Source organism: Nocardia sp. NPDC005998 (genome assembly GCF_040614395.1).
Classification (GTDB): domain Bacteria; phylum Actinomycetota; class Actinomycetes; order Mycobacteriales; family Mycobacteriaceae; genus Nocardia.
The window spans coordinates 129,032-143,783 of record NZ_JBEXUI010000006.1 but is presented as its reverse complement, the minus strand read 5'-3'; the positions used below and the strand labels follow the sequence as shown (position 1 = coordinate 143,783).

11 protein-coding genes are annotated in these 14,752 nt (G+C 65.6%); 7 read left to right on the top strand and 4 right to left on the bottom strand.

The annotated features are described in order from the left end of the window. Positions 1-64: 64 nt before the first annotated feature. From ABZ293_RS12055 to ABZ293_RS12045, 3 genes are all read left to right on the top strand, one after another. Positions 65-2,278, top strand: coding sequence for a hypothetical protein (locus ABZ293_RS12055; RefSeq protein ID WP_355180015.1), 2,214 nt, complete (start codon positions 65-67; stop codon positions 2,276-2,278). A gap of 106 nt (positions 2,279-2,384) precedes the next feature. Next, positions 2,385-3,329 carry an ATP-binding cassette domain-containing protein gene (locus ABZ293_RS12050; protein WP_355179786.1) on the top strand — a complete coding sequence of 315 codons (945 nt, stop codon included), beginning with the start codon at positions 2,385-2,387 and terminating at the stop codon, positions 3,327-3,329. Beyond that, positions 3,326-4,087 carry an ABC transporter permease gene (locus ABZ293_RS12045; RefSeq protein ID WP_355179784.1) on the top strand — a complete coding sequence of 254 codons (762 nt, stop codon included), beginning with the start codon at positions 3,326-3,328 and terminating at the stop codon, positions 4,085-4,087. The genes ABZ293_RS12050 and ABZ293_RS12045 overlap by 4 nt, the downstream gene beginning before the upstream one ends. Here the strand turns inward: ABZ293_RS12045 and ABZ293_RS12040 are convergent. Beyond that, complete coding sequence (locus ABZ293_RS12040; RefSeq protein ID WP_355179782.1) at positions 4,071-7,280, bottom strand: BTAD domain-containing putative transcriptional regulator; 3,210 nt, start codon at positions 7,278-7,280, stop codon at positions 4,071-4,073. The two genes, ABZ293_RS12045 and ABZ293_RS12040, sit on opposite strands and share 17 nt — an antisense overlap. A gap of 283 nt (positions 7,281-7,563) precedes the next feature. Between ABZ293_RS12040 and ABZ293_RS12035 the strand changes: the two genes are divergently transcribed. The 4 genes from ABZ293_RS12035 (at position 7,564) to ABZ293_RS12020 (ending at position 12,147) form a co-directional block, all read left to right on the top strand. Further along, complete coding sequence (locus ABZ293_RS12035; protein WP_355179780.1) at positions 7,564-8,208, top strand: DUF4097 family beta strand repeat-containing protein; 645 nt, start codon at positions 7,564-7,566, stop codon at positions 8,206-8,208. A gap of 273 nt (positions 8,209-8,481) precedes the next feature. Next, positions 8,482-8,676 carry a ferredoxin gene (locus ABZ293_RS12030; protein ID WP_354956413.1) on the top strand — a complete coding sequence of 65 codons (195 nt, stop codon included), beginning with the start codon at positions 8,482-8,484 and terminating at the stop codon, positions 8,674-8,676. A gap of 20 nt (positions 8,677-8,696) precedes the next feature. Further along, positions 8,697-9,917: a cytochrome P450 gene (locus ABZ293_RS12025; protein WP_355179778.1), complete on the top strand. Its 1,221-nt coding sequence runs from the start codon at positions 8,697-8,699 to the stop codon at positions 9,915-9,917. A 697-nt stretch (positions 9,918-10,614) separates the two neighbouring features. After that, a complete protein-coding gene (locus ABZ293_RS12020; RefSeq protein ID WP_355179776.1) occupies positions 10,615-12,147 on the top strand; it encodes an alpha/beta fold hydrolase in 1,533 nt (510 codons plus the stop codon). A gap of 124 nt (positions 12,148-12,271) precedes the next feature. Here the strand turns inward: ABZ293_RS12020 and ABZ293_RS12015 are convergent, their stop codons facing one another. Genes ABZ293_RS12015 through ABZ293_RS12005 form a run of 3 tightly spaced genes read right to left on the bottom strand, consistent with a single transcriptional unit; the run spans position 12,272 to position 14,687 of the window. Further along, positions 12,272-14,062, bottom strand: a complete 1,791-nt coding sequence (locus tag ABZ293_RS12015) for an ABC transporter ATP-binding protein (protein WP_355179774.1) — start codon at positions 14,060-14,062, stop codon at positions 12,272-12,274. A gap of 2 nt (positions 14,063-14,064) precedes the next feature. After that, entirely contained in the window at positions 14,065-14,490 is a 426-nt protein-coding gene (locus ABZ293_RS12010; protein ID WP_355180013.1) for a lasso peptide biosynthesis B2 protein, read from the bottom strand. An 8-nt stretch (positions 14,491-14,498) separates the two neighbouring features. Further along, complete coding sequence (locus tag ABZ293_RS12005; RefSeq protein ID WP_355179772.1) at positions 14,499-14,687, bottom strand: PqqD family peptide modification chaperone; 189 nt, start codon at positions 14,685-14,687, stop codon at positions 14,499-14,501. Between the last annotated feature and the right edge of the window lie 65 nt (positions 14,688-14,752).

Here is a 14,752-nt window from a genome sequence, read left to right as displayed (position 1 = left end):
GGCGGCGCTGGCCGAACCTTCGGGGGCCACGCAGAACTCGATTTCCGAGCCCACTCGGCGAGATATCTCGCGGTGGGCGGCGGTCACGGCGATCGGGGTCATCGCCGGATACGCCGCGGTCCTGCTGGCCAACGGCCGTCACTTCTATACCGACGACACCGAATCCCAGTACACCGGCCTGTGGGTGGCGCTGGGACGGGCGCTGCGCAACGGACAGTTTCCGGTGCTGTGGCCGGATCGGTGGATGTCGGGCAATAACACCATCGACGATGCGGGCCTGTTCAATCCGCCGCAGCTGTTGGTCGACCTGATCGCGCCGTCGGTCGACAATCTGGCGCTGTACGCGACGATCGTCAAACTGGTCTTCTCGATCATCGCCGCCCTCGGGGTGTATCGGATCTGCCTGGCCTACGGTGGCCGCCCGGCGTGGTCGGCCGCGGCGGGCGTCGCGTTCCCGCTGTCGGGTTTCTTCCTGTTCTTCGACGAGGCCAGCTGGATGACCGCCCTCACCGGCACGGCTTGGCTGGTGCACGCCTGGGCGGCCTCGGTGCGCTACACCCGTGGCAAGGCCGGTCCCGTTCCGGTGTTCGGGTATCTGTATCTGACCATCTCGACGCAGTACATCTTCCCCGCCGTGGAAGCGGCGCTGATGCTGCTCGCGGTGGCCGTCGGGGAGATCGTGTACCACCGCGCGTGGAAACCGGTGCTGCGCCTCGCGTTTGCGGCTGCCTGCGCCGGGCTCGCCGGACTGCTCACGTTCCTGCCGAGCATGCTGGCGGCGAAGGTGACCTGGCGCGGCGTCTCCAGCATTATCAACGATCAGTTCCTGACCATTCCCTGGTCGGAATCGCTGAATGCCAGCCTGCCGAGCACGCTGCCCGCGTTCACGTCCTGGTGGGGCTATATCCAGCCGATGCCGCTCACCTACGTCGCCTGGTTCCTGATTCCGGCACTTGCCTTCATTGATTGGGGCCGGGCGCGGCGGGCTTGGCAGGAACTGTCCGCGGTCGCGCTGTTCACGCTCATCATGCTGATGTGGACCGCGGGCCCCGGCACGATCGGACCGCTGCGCTGGCCGGTCCGCGTGCTGCCGATGCTGGCGATCGGCCTGCTCGTGCTGGTGGGCGTGCTGCTCGGCCGCTATGGCACCGTCCGGAATTGGCGCAACCGCGGCATCGCCGCCGGGGTGCTGATTCTGACGCTGTGGGTGCGGTCGTTCTCCGCGGACCCGCACAACGTGTTCCGGCACATCACGGCGGCGCTGGTGATCGCCGCGGTAGGCGCGGGCGTGGTGTGGCTCGGCCTGCGCCGGGGCACCGCCGCGGCCGTGGCGCTGACCATCGTCGCAATGTTCCCGATCGCCTACTACCAGGTCAATGCCGCCCAGCCGACGCCGATGCCGTGGAATCTGCCCGCGAACCGGGCCGAGGCACGAGCGGCGTTCCCCGACTTCACCGGCACCACCCTCCAACTCGGCGAGCGCGGGCTGCTGCAGCCGAGCGACAAGAATCTCGAAGGCGCCTACGGTTCACTGGTTTTCGGCAACTACGCCGAGGACATGGAACTGAACTACGTCAACGGATACACCCCGACCGGCCACTACTACTTCGGCGAAATGCTGTGCATGCGCTGGGATTCCAGCGTCTGCCCCGACGCCTACCGCCGCGTCTTCGCACCCGAGCACAGCACCGGTCGCCCGCTCGTCGATCTGATGCTCATCGACCGGGTCGTATTGCAGAAGGCCCTGTTTCCCGACGCTCGCAACCAGCCCGCCCCTGAGGGTTGGCAGTGGGTCGACTACCCGGGCCACGAGCGCTACATCGCCGTGCTGGAGCGGATCAACGGCCCGGTCTCCACGGTGAACGGCCGGGTCGCCGACACCCGAAACGTCACTGCCTCATCGGTGTCGGAGACCAATACCGTCAGCCGTGTGCGCGTCTCCTCCGACACCGGCGGGCGCGTGGTGTTCGCCCGACTGGGCTGGCCCGGCTACCGGGTCACCCTCGACGGCAAGCCGATCCCGTTCACGACCGTGGCCAAGTCCTTTGTCGCCGTGGATATCCCCGCGGGCACCCGCGACGCCGACCTGGAACTGACCTGGCGCCCGCCCGGCTGGAAGATCGGTCTGGCCACCCTGGCGGCCGGAGTGTTCGGTACGGGGCTGCTGCAATGGCTGTATATCCGCTCCAGGCGCAAAGACGAGCCGGACCGGGAGCTCAGCGCGACCGACCGCGAGTTGGCGGACATCATCGCGGCCGGACAGCAGTCACCCGAATAGGATCGTTCGCCACCCCTGGTCGGCTGTGACCAGGTCGAACACCGTGTCAGTCGGCGTGTCAGGTCGCTATCAGGTCGGTATCAGCCGGGCTGGCGACTGTGTTCACATGAACAACGCAGCAATCGCGGCCTCCGGGCTGCGGAAGGCATACGGGGACAAGACGATCCTCGACGGCATCGATCTGAATATCGATACAGGCACGATCTTCGCGCTGCTCGGTCCGAACGGAGCGGGCAAGACGACGACGGTGAACGTGCTGACCACCCTGCAGAAGGCCGACGGCGGCACGGCGCGCATCGCCGGGCACGACCTCACGGCCGAGCCCGAAGCGGTGCGCAAGGTGATCGGGGTCACCGGTCAGTTCGCCGCGGTGGACGATCTGCTGACCGGTGCGGAAAACCTGGAACTGATGGCGGATCTGCACCACATGCGGGGCGCCCAGCGCAAGCAGGTGGTCGGCGGACTGCTGGAACGATTCGATCTGGAGGGGGCGGCGGGCAAGCTGGCCTCGACCTACTCCGGCGGCATGCGCCGGAAGCTGGACCTGGCGATGACGCTGGTCACCAAGCCGGACATCGTATTCCTGGACGAGCCGACCACGGGACTGGATCCGCGCAGCCGGCGCACCATGTGGGAAATCGTCCGGGAGCTGACAGCCGATGGCGTGACGATCTTCCTCACCACCCAGTACCTCGCGGAAGCCGATCAGCTGGCCGACAAGATCGCGGTGCTCGACCAGGGCCGCATCGTCGCCGAAGGCACTGCCGATGAGCTCAAGCGCCGGGTGCCCGGCAGCCACATTCGGCTCCGGTTCACCGACACCACGCAACTGGAGGCGGCGGCACGGATCCTGCCCGGCTCTACCCCGGACGACGAGGCCCTGGCCCTGCGGGTGCCGGGCGACGGCGGCTCGAAATTCCTGCGGGACCTGCTGGATCGGCTCGCCGCGTACTCGATCGAGGCCGCCGAGGTCTCCATCCACACCCCTGATCTCGATGATGTTTTCTTCGCCCTGACCGGGCGCGCTACCACGGAGGCTGTCGCACAATGAGCACCATTTCCGCATCGCTGGCCGATTCGTCGACCATGCTGCGCCGCAACTTCAAGCACATCGCCCGGACCCCGGTCACGATCTTCAATGCCGCGCTGATGCCGGTCATGATGATGTTGATTTTCGTGTACGTGTTCGGCAACGCGTTCAATGTCGGCGAAGACTACATCAACTACTCGACACCGGGAATGTTGATGCTGGCCATCAGCTACGGGCTGTCGGGCACCGCGGTCTCGGTGAGCTCCGATATGGCCAAGGGCGTCATCAACCGGTTCAAGGTCATGTCCGTCTCCCGCAGCGCCATCCTGATCGGCCATGTCGTGGCCACCATGCTGACCAATGTGGTTGCCATTACGGCGATCATCGGCGTGGCCTTCGCGCTGGGCTTCCGGCCGGACGCGACCGCAACGGACTGGTTCGGCGCGATCGGCGTCATTCTGGCGACATCGTTCGCGGCCTCCTGGCTCACGGTGGCGCTGGGTATGGCCGCCAAGACCCCGGAGTCCGCGGGCATGAGCGTGGTGCCGCTGATCATGCTGCCATTCCTGAGCAGCGCGATCGTGCCCGCCGACCAGATGGGACAGGGCATCCGGCAGTTCGCGCAGTATCAGCCCTTCACGCCGATCATCGAAGCCCTGCGCGGATTTCTCACCGGCCACCCGTCCGGCGGCTACACCGCCGCGGCGCTGGCCTGGAGCGCCGGGTTCGCCATCGTCGGATTCCTGTGGTCCCGTGCCACTTTCAACAAGCGAGTGTAGAAGCGACCAGTTCCTGCCAATCCGCCTCCGCGCCCGCTTGCGCCGCCTCGGTGAACTTCGTGTCACCGAGGCGGCGTCGTGCTGTCTGCTCGATTCGGTCCACATCCGGCAGCGAACGATCCGACAGCCCGCGCACTCCCGCACTCGCCGCGAGCAGCCGCACGGCCTGTGCGTTCTGGTCCGCACGCAGCGCCAGATCCGCGATGCCGACGAGCACATTTGCGATGAGGCGAGCATGCCCGGCTTCGGATGCCGCCCGGAACGCCGCGGCGTGGTGGGCACGGGCTTCGTCGAGATCCTGCGCTAGGAAGCCGCGCAGTTCACGGATCATCGCGCTGTTGTGCGGCTGCTCCGCGTCGTTGCCCAGCATGGTCGTCGCGACGTCGATCTGCCGGTATGCCTGCTCGGTGTCGCCGCTCCAACGGGCCAGCTCCGCCTTCGCCAGGGCCACCTCGGCCAGCGCATTCGGCCAGGCGGCCTGATCCGCGCAGCGCTGCGCCTCGGCCACCGCGGCCGCGCTCGCCTCCGGATCGCCCAGCAGCCAATACAACTGAGCCTGCCGCGCCCGCATCGGGACCACATCCTCGATCGCGCCGACCTCGGTGACCACCGCGATCGCCTGCTCGAAAAGCTCACACGCACTGGCGAATTCACCGCGGGTGGCCATGCGATCGGCCAACTCGGTCAGCGCGAACGAGATCCCCCAGCGCTCACCGACGGCCCGGAACTCGGCGAGCGCCGTCTCCAGATACCCGTCCGCCTCTTGCCCGTCCTGGCCGAGCACGATCCGCATCTTGCCCAGCTGCAGCCTGGCCAGCGCACGCACCCAGGGGTTGTCGTCGGTGAGCAGCGATTCGAATGCGGGCAGATACTCGTCCGACCCCCGCAACATGCGTTCCAGCGCGACAACGAAACTCAGCGCCGGATGATGGGCCGGGATGCCCCGGCTGAGCTGATACGCCTTGCGGATCCATTCCGCCACCTGATGCTCGTCATTGCGCCCGGAACTCAGGAAGTGCACAACCAGCCCGTACACCGTGGCCCGGGTCGCATCGTCCACCTCGCCGGGCAGGTCGGCGGCCGCCATAACAAGCTCCGTGCCCTCGGCCTTATGCCCGCCGAGCCACCAGTACCAGCCAGCGGCCGCCGCGAGCTGTATCGCCCCGGTCGCGTCGTCGGCCGCGAGCGCGCCGCGCATCGCCACCGCGATGTTGTCGTGCTCGGCCTCGAGCGTGGCCAGCCACTCCAATTGCTCGGCCCGGCGCAGATACGGCTCCGCGGTCGCGGCGAGTCCGGTGAAGTATGCGAGATGCGCTCGGCGCGCCGAATCCGCTTCGCCCGCCTCCACGAGCCGGTCACGGGCGTACTGCTTGATCGTGTCGAGCATCCGATAGCGCGGCCCGTCGTCCGCCGCGATGAGCAGCAGCGATTTCTCGGTCAGCGCGGTCAGCAGCTCGAGCACCTCCCACTGCTCGACTGCGGTGTTCATCCCGTCCCCCTGCCCTTCGGGCCCACCCCCGGTGTCCGCGCAAACCTGTTCGGCCGCATCCAGACTCGCGCCGCCGGAGAACACCGCGAGCCTGCGCAGGACCATCCGTTCGGCGTCGGTGAGCAGTTCCCAGCTCCAGTCGACCACCGCGCGCAGCGTCCGGTGCTGCGGTATCGCGGTGCGGCTGCCGCCGGTCAGCAGGCGGAATCGATCATCGAGGCGGTTGGCGAGCTGATCGAGGGACATGGTGCGCAATCTGGCTGCCGCCAATTCGATCGCCAGCGGTATGCCATCGAGCGCCCGGCAGACGCGCGCCATGGTGGACAGCGTGCGGGCATCGGCCGGGAGATCCTGGCGCACCGCACCGGCTCGGTCCCGGAGCAGCTGAACGGCCGGGGAGGACTCGATCTCGTCGGGGTTCGCACCTTCGCCGGGCAACGCCAACGGCTGGACCTGCCATAATGCCTCACCCGTAATTCCGAGCGGTTCCCGGCTCGTCGCAAGAATCCGCAGCCGCCGACATTCCCCGAGCACTCGGTGGGCGAACGCCGCCGCAGACTCGATCACGTGCTCACAGTTGTCCAGGATCAACAGCGTTTCGCGATCGCGGATCGCCGCGATGAGCCGCTCCATCGGTTCCGCATTCGGTGCGCCGCCGAGCAGCGCATCCCGGAGCCCGAGCGCGGCGAGCGCCGCCTGCGCTACGTCACCACTCGCGTCGGCGGACGCCAGTTCCACCAGCCAGGCCCCGTCCGGTAGGTCGTCGAGCAGAGTCCGCGCGGTTTCCATGGCCAGCCGGGTTTTTCCGGAGCCGCCGGGTCCGGTCAATGTGGTGAGCCGATGGTCGGCCAGGAGTGCGCGCACCGCGGCGATATCGGCATGCTTGCCGACGAATCTGGTCAACTCGGCCCGCAGGTTTGTCGTGCGGTCTTCCTCCCGCGCACCCACTTCACCGCGCAGCAGCGCAACGTGCAGTGCGGACAGCTCCGGTGCGGGGTCCACGCCCAACTCGTCGGCGAGGGCTTCGCGCGCCCGCTGATACACGGTCAATGCCTCGGCACCGCGACCCGCGGCGGCCAGTGCCCGCATCAGCGCGGCGACGAGCCGTTCCCGCACCGGATTCCGGGCCACCTCCTCGGTCAGCTCGGCGACCACTTCCGGACCCCGGCCGAGGCGGATCTCCGCTTCGTATCGGTCCTCCAAGGCGGCGAGGTGCAGCCCCTCGAACCGGGTGACCAGCGCGTCGACGGCCGCGCTTTCCCGTACCTCGACGTCCTGCATGGGCGCACCGCGCCACAATGCGAGGGCATCGCGCAACAGCGGGGCCCGTTGCAGGTCCGTACCGCCGCGGGCCTGCTCGAGAAGCTGTTCGAACCGCACGGCGTCGACCGCCTGGGGTTGCACCGCCAGCCTGTATCCACCAGCCTGCACATCGAGCGATCCGTCCGGCAGCGCCCTGCGCAGCCGGGAGACCAGCGCCTGCAAGGCATTCGCCGCGTCGGAGGGCGGCTGCTCACCCCAAATCCAGTCGACCAGCTGCGTTTTCGGGACCGCGCGACCGGGTTCGAGCGCGAGGGCGATCAATAACGCCCGCAGCCGAGAACCAGATATTTCGATCAATCCGCCGTCATCCACTCGGATCTCCAGCGGTCCTAGCACGCCGATCTGCACCGGACCATTCTGCCGTGGATGATCGGCGGTCATCGGGTCGCCCTGCCCGCGGCGGACAACCGCTCCGCGGGGCGGCGACCGGGCGCAAGGCGAAACATGTTGCCGGGCAACCGGTCCAATGGCCGCCCGTTCATCATCTTTACCCGCTTGACCAGGGCAAACACCGTGTCGGTGGACGTGTCAGCTCGGCGTCAGCTCGATATCAGCCGCTCTGGCGAAAGTACTCCGTGTGAACAGCACAGCGAGTGCGGCTTCCGGACTACGGAATGCCTCCCGGTTCACATATCAACCGCTTCACCCACTGAAGGAGCCAGCCATGCCCGCATTCAAGACCCTGGAACCGATCGCCGTCGCCGTCGAGGTGCTTTCCGGCAACGTCACCGTGATCGCCTCCGACCGGACCGAGACCGTCGTCGAGGTCCGCCCGGCCGATGCGTCCAAGAAGGGCGACGTCCGCGCCGCCGAGGACACCCGGGTCGATTTCGCCGGTGGCACCCTGATCGTGCAGACGCCGAAGGACTGGCGGACCTACACCCCGTTCGGCGGCAACCCGTCGATCGAGGTGACCATCGAGGTGCCCACCGGCTCCCGCCTGAAGGCCACCGCGGGTGTGGGTCGTGTGCTGAGCACCGGCGAACTCGGCGACTGCGAAGTGGAGGTCTCCGCCGGTGACATCGTCCTCGATCGCACGCGCGGTGCGGTGACCGCAAAAGTCGCCAAGGGCGATATCCGCATCGGCGAAGCCTCGCGCGGTGTGCTGCGGCTGGAAACCTCCATGGGCGAACTGGAGGTGGGTATCCACCCGGGCAGCGCGGCGCGGCTGGAGACCAACGCTTTGAGTGGCACCGTGCAGAACCTGATGGAACCGGTCGCCCGCTCCGGGGACGCTGACGACATCGTGCAGGTCTACGCGCGAAACTCCTACGGCAACATCATCATCCGCCACGCCACTGCCGTCTGACCCCGTCGGATCCGTCAGCACGGGTCATGGGATGTCGGCGACCGGGGAGGTCCGAGATCATCCGGTACGCGAAATGCGAAGAGCCGAAACAAGATCGGACCTCCAATAGGTCGAACACGGCGTAGGCTCGATGTCGGGTCGATTCAGAAATGGCGGCCTTCGGGCCGCGAAAGACATACGGGGACAAGGCGATCCCCGATGTCATCGAGCTGCGCACCGAAACGCTCGGCTACGGCGCGCTCCCTCCCGGTCATGCGGGAAGAAGGGGAACCAATGGAAATCAGGGTTGACCGCGAGCGCTGCATCAGCGCCGGTATGTGCGCACTGACCGCCCCCGAGGTGTTCGACCAGGACATCGAGGACGGCCGGGTGGTGGCGCTGGAGTCCACCCCCGCGCCCGAGCGGGAGTCGGCCGTGCGCGAGGCCGTCCAGCTGTGTCCGTCCGGCGCGATCACCGTCGTCCGATAAGGGCTACGAAAGGAAATTCAATGAATCACCCCATTCCGCACGGCCTTCCCATGGAGCGCGATGCCGGCCCCTTCGACCCGCCCGCCGAGATCACTCGGCTGCGCGAGGCTCGCCCGGTCAGCCCCATGGTCTTTCCCGATGGTCACCAGGGCTGGCTCGTCACCGGCTACGACGCGGCCCGCAAGCTCCTGGCCGACACCCGGTTCAGCTCCCGCCAGGACATCGGCGTTGTCCACGTGCCGTACGAGACTCCCGGTATGCCCAGCTCTAACGAGCCGTCCCCGCAGGTGCCGGGCTTGTTCGTCGCCATGGACCCGCCGGACCACACCCGGCTGCGGCGCAAGCTCACCGGCGCCTTCACCGTCAGACGCGTGAAACAGCTCGAAGAGCACATCACCGACATCACCGAGCGGCAGCTGGACGAGCTGGCGGGCCGCACCCCGCCGGTCGACCTGGTCAAAGAGTTCACGCTGCCGGTGCCCTCGCTGGTGATCTGCGAACTGCTCGGTGTCCCCTACGCGGACCGGGAGACCTTCCAGGTCAACTCGGCCAAGTTCCTGGTCAGGGACCAGTCGCTGGAAGAGAAGATGGCCGCGTACGGCGCGATGACCACGTACCTGGCCGGACTGGTCGCCCGCAAGCGCGCCGAACCCGACGAGGACATACTGTCCGATCTGGCCCGCGATGACGACCTCAGCATGGAGGAGTTGATCGGCATCGCCTTCATGCTGCTGCTCGCGGGTCATGAGACCACCGCCAACACGCTGGCACTGGGCACCTTCGCGCTCCTCGAGCATCCGGAGCAGCTGGCCGAACTGCGCGCCGACCCGGGTCTGCTACCCGATGCCGTCGAGGAACTGATGCGCTACCTGTCCGTTGCCGACATCTTCTATCGCTACGCCACGGAGGACATCGAACTCGGCGGTGAAACGATCGGCAAGGGATCGACCGTCGTCGTCTCACTGCTGGCCGCCAACCACGACCCCCAGCGCTTCGGCAACCCCGACACCCTGGATATCCACCGCACGGCCCGCGGTCACACGTCCTTCGGCCACGGCGTGCACCAATGCCTCGGCCAACAATTGGCCCGCATCGAGATGCGCGCCGGTTTCGCCGGACTCCTGCGTCGCTTCCCGACCCTCGAGCTCGCCATTCCCGCCGCCGAGGTGAAGCTCAAGACCGACATGAATATCTACGGCGTCCACGAACTGCCGGTCACCTGGACCGAAACGCCTCGGTAATACCCAGGCGGATACCGGAAAAGCTACCTCGGCACCCGCGGTGACCACCGGGCTAGCGTTATCAGCCCAGGCTGCGACGACACGACACCGCAGCAGGCTGGCTGGTGGACGGCCGACTTCCTCGGCTGAGCGTTTGCGCTGAAACCGAGAGGTTGCGTCGGCCGCTCCACCATCGACCGCATCATCGGCAATGCACCGCGGGGGTAGCTCTACTGTTGGTTCTCGAAGACGCTTCAGTGATTTTCGAAGTCACGTTCAGTGGCAGTTCTCCGGATTACCGCCACATGTCCTCGGCCGACTTGGCGAGACCGCGGTGAGTTCGTAGCGCACCGAGGCTGGTCGGCAACGATGTCGTGCGCCATTTCCGGTTCGGCTGTCCGGCGGACGCATGCTGGTGTTGGATTCGGGACAGCGATCGCGGCCACCGACCAGGCAGCAATGACCAGACGCGGATCGCCCCGGCGAGGATATACAGCAGCGAAGCTTCATCTGAATTCGTTACCGCAGTTGACATTTGGCTGAATCTCTAATAGATATCAGCGGCGCCGCTCGGCGATTGGGCTGCTCTCACCAGTCGATTGCGACTCGGGAACAGCTTCTTTCACCGATCCCGCGGGGCCCGGGTTCGTTGATCTACGCACAGGAGGCTCCATTGGTTTCGCGACTGCGGCGTGACGGTTCTCGTCGAATCAGCGCTGTGGTACTCGCACTTGTCTGCAGTGCCGCCGCGCTCGGCACGCCCGCCGCGGCCACCGACGGCGTCGACCCCTATCTCGATGGTCTCGCCGAGGCCGCGCCGACACCGGAACTGCACTGGTCCGAGTGCCAGGACGGCTTTCAGTGCACCGCCGCGCGAGTGCCGCTGGACTACCACCAACTCGATGGCGACCACATCGACCTTGCGGTGATCAAGCTGCCGGCCGCTGATCCGAGCCGTCGCATCGGTACCTTGTTCGTCAATTTCGGCGGCCCCGGCCCATCCGGCGTCGACCGGCTCCGGGAGCGGGCTCGCTGGCCGTGGTTGTTCTCCGATGAGCTGCGGTCGCGCTTCGATCTCGTGGCCTGGGATTCGCGGTCGGTGGCACGCAGCTCGGCGACCCGCTGCTTCCCGAACACGGACGAACAACTCGCCTTCCTCGGCGCCAGCCCGGAAATGCCCACCGATGCCAGCGGCGAAGCCGAGTACTTCGCCTACGCCGAGGAATTCGCCGACCGCTGCGAACGCAACGCCGGGCCGATCCTGAATCACGCGTCCACCGCCAATACCGCGCGCGATCTGGAATTGCTGCGCCGCGCGGTCGGCGATCCGCAACTCACCTACCACGGAATTTCCTACGGCACCCAACTCGGTGCGAGCTACGCGAACATGTTCCCCAGCCGAGTGCGGGCGATGGTGTTCGACGGGTCGCTGGACTTCGAGGGCAACGTCAACGGCCATGACGGACAGGGCACGACAGTCCCATTGGACACCAGACAGAATGTGGCCGCCGGTATCGCAGACACCTTCGACGAATTCCTCCGCCAGTGCGGGCTAGCCGGTCCACGCTGCGCATTCGGTGCGGGCGATCCGCGACTGAAATGGACGGTGCTCACCCAGCGGGCGCGGCTGGCGCCCATCAAGGTGGCGGGTCAGACCTGGACCTATTCGGCGATCATTGGTGCGGCCAGCGCGCTTTCGCAGCCGTCGACCTACCCGGACCTTGCCACCCTGTTGCAGTCGCTGTTCGATTCGGGCACCAGCCTTCCGGCGCTCGCTGGCCTGCAGGCGATCGCCGAGGCCTCGTATCTGGGCAACCGCACCGAGGCGTATTACACGATCCAATGCAGTGACAGTGCCGTGCCCACCGATCCCGCCGTCTATAGCCGCGCGGCGATCGCAGAGGACCTGCGGGTACCACACTTCGGACGAGTCGGCGTTTTCGACACCACCGTCTGCGCCTTCTGGCATGGCCACGACGCCGACCGATACACCGGCCCGTGGAATCGCTCGACCTCGGCCCCGATTCTGGTCCTCAACAGCAGATTCGATCCGGCCACACCGCTGTCCGGCGCGGTCACGGGCGCCGCCGAACTTGCCAGCGCCCAGGTGGTCGTGATCGAGGGCGCGGGCCACAGCAGCATGTACGTAGCGAGCACCTGCGCCGAACAGGTCAAGCGGGAGTACCTGACGTCCGGGCAACTGCCCCCGGCCGGTACCAGCTGTGGCATCGACAAAGCCCCGTTCGACTGACCGCATGGTCGGTGATCGTCCTCGTCATCAGTATCGGCGGGCCGCGACCCGGACACCGAGCACTCCCAGGAACGGCACCTCGATCTGCGTCACGCCGGCGATGCGCTCCCACACGTTGGGCGAATCACCAAGTTGCGCCAACGAGCTGCTGGTAGTCCTCGTTCCGGGCAACCAATTCGTCGTGTGGGCCGCTGTCGACGATCCTCCCGTCCTTGAGGAACATGACGATCTCCGCTTCGCGGATCGTGGACAGGCGATGGGCAATGACCAACAGCGCGCACTCTTTTCGCACTGCCTGGATGGTCACGTTCAATGCCTTCTCGGTCTCGGTGTCCAGCATCGCCGTGGGCTCATCCAGCAGCATCAGCACCGGACGTCGTATCAAGGCGCGTGCCAACGCCACCCGTTGTCGCTCGCCGCCCGAGAGCAGAACGCCGTGCTCACCCACTGAAGTGTCGAGGCCACGAGGCAGTCGTGCGACAAGATCTGCCAGACCGGCGAGCTGTATTGCGCGCTGCAGGTCGTCATCAGCGAGGCCCGGCTCCCGGTATGTCAAATTGTCTCGAAGACTGCCGAACAACAGGGGCGCATTCTGTTCCAGCAAGCTGATCTCCGAGCGCCATTCCCGGCGCGGCTGATCGACGTAAGACCGACCTCCCAATAGAATGTCACCGTTGTCCGGATTGTAGAATCTGCTCACCAATGAGAACACCGTAGATTTTCCTGCACCCGAATGTCCGACCAAGGCTACATGTCCGCGTGTGGGAACCGAAAAAGTCACACCGTTGAGAATTGTTCGCTCATCGTACGAGAAATGCACGTCCCGGAACTCCAGTGCGAGATGCCCATTTTCCGCAGACTTTTCGATCGTTGCGCTCGTTGATCTACCGTCTGGTTTGATATCGCTCTGCTGGATGTCGTCGACGTCCTCGGCGGGCAATTCGAGTGTCGACTCTATCCGGCTGAGCGCACCCAGGGCTTTCTGAAGCCCGACGGAGCCATTGAAGAGATCGCCGACCGGAATCAGCAAATTCATCGCGAGGAGCATCATCGACACCAGGCTGCTCAACCCCATCTGGTGATTCGCCACCCGAACGCCACCGACCAGCAGGGAAACAACGAACGAACCGGTCACCGCCAGGTGCATTGCCGGATTTCCCAATGCTTTCAATCTGGCGGCGCGCACGCCGGCGGAGAACGCTGCACCGGCCACCTCGATCAAGCGCTCGTGCTCACGGTCCTCGGCATTGTTGACTTTGACCGTACGCACGCCGGTGAGCGCGCGTTCAATGTCTGCAGAAAGTGCGCCGACGCTCTCTTGCAATCGAGTCGAGGCTACCTCGATTCTCGTCATAACCAGCAACATCGCACCCGCGGCGGCACCAACGGTAATAATAACGATAGCGAACAGCAGCCAATCGAGGTATATCATCACCGCGACTGTTCCAATGAGCGTGATCGACCCGGTCAATATTTGAACGAGGCTGGTCCCGACGGCGTTCCGAACCACCGTCGAATCGAGTGTCACGCGTGAAATCAAGTCCCCAACCCTGAGCGATTCGAGTGTGGGAATTCTCAACCTCAGCAGATGTCCGGCCAAGCGATTGCGCACAGACAAAAGCACGGACTCGCTGGATCGCTCGAGGATGTAGAGTCCGCTGGTGTCGGTTACGGCATGCAGTAGATATGCGCCTATCAACGCGGTAAGGGACCATATGATTGCCGCACCCGAAACCGCATCCCGAATGACCTGTCCGGCCAGCAGTGGTTGCACCAATGACAATCCGGTACCCACGAGAAGAAGTGCCGTTGCTGCCAACAAGGAATTTCGATGTGGTGCGATCAACCTGAGCAGAGCCCCGACTCTGCGCAGCCACGAATCGTGCTGCCGAGCGTTACCGTTGTCAGCTGACATCTTCACCCACTTTTCGCATGCCGGCCGACCACGATCAGTCGGCTGAATGTAGTCATATCTCCCGCCTCACCAACGAGCTTGCCGTCTGCTTCGACCCATGCGTGCGCTGCGAACGGCAGTTCTGTGCGAACGCCGACACACCACGTCGTCCACGCGCCGTATCTTCGGCTCAAGAGGGTGGTTGCCACAGACCGCATCAGACACCCGTATCGTCCGGCGGCATCGGGGCTGACTTCCACTACCTGCCGTCTCCATCTTTCGGCATCTTCGAACGAAGCCGGATGACTTCCTCGGTTCAATTGCTTCAAGGACCACTCGATTCGCCGCGGCGGCAACATGACAACGATCCTCGCGGCTCGAACAGCCCACTTCGCGGAAAATCGTTCCCCCCTGCGTCCGTCCGCCTCGAATTCGGTCCCGAGGGCCATATGATAACTCACGCGAGCACCAATCCGACATCCCGAAGGTGGTCCAAGAGTTCTTTTATGTCACGCCGTACGGTAGCCGCGTCGACATCGAACTGATCGAGGACTGCCGCAATGGGGTCGGCGCCGCTATCCATGACAAGCGATGAAAACACTTCCGCCGCTACCGGATTCAGCCGCCAATAGTCGCCTCGCTGCATATCTAGAATCACACCCCCGTACTCGGTTCGTACGAAAGACAAGCCGGGTCTCAGTGTCACGGTAT

Bases quoted from the DNA above. Each gene is read 5' to 3' on its own strand.
- ABZ293_RS12050 (WP_355179786.1), top strand. From the start codon at position 2,385: ATGAACAACGCAGCAATCGCGGCCTCCGGGCTGCGGAAGGCATACGGG.
- ABZ293_RS12045 (WP_355179784.1), top strand. From the start codon at position 3,326: ATGAGCACCATTTCCGCATCGCTGGCCGATTCGTCGACCATGCTGCGC.
- ABZ293_RS12040 (WP_355179782.1), bottom strand. From the start codon at position 7,280: ATGACCGCCGATCATCCACGGCAGAATGGTCCGGTGCAGATCGGCGTG.
- ABZ293_RS12035 (WP_355179780.1), top strand. From the start codon at position 7,564: ATGCCCGCATTCAAGACCCTGGAACCGATCGCCGTCGCCGTCGAGGTG.
- ABZ293_RS12030 (WP_354956413.1), top strand. From the start codon at position 8,482: ATGGAAATCAGGGTTGACCGCGAGCGCTGCATCAGCGCCGGTATGTGC.
- ABZ293_RS12025 (WP_355179778.1), top strand. From the start codon at position 8,697: ATGAATCACCCCATTCCGCACGGCCTTCCCATGGAGCGCGATGCCGGC.
- ABZ293_RS12015 (WP_355179774.1), bottom strand. From the start codon at position 14,062: ATGTCAGCTGACAACGGTAACGCTCGGCAGCACGATTCGTGGCTGCGC.
- ABZ293_RS12010 (WP_355180013.1), bottom strand. From the start codon at position 14,490: ATGGCCCTCGGGACCGAATTCGAGGCGGACGGACGCAGGGGGGAACGA.
- ABZ293_RS12005 (WP_355179772.1), bottom strand. From the start codon at position 14,687: ATGCAGCGAGGCGACTATTGGCGGCTGAATCCGGTAGCGGCGGAAGTG.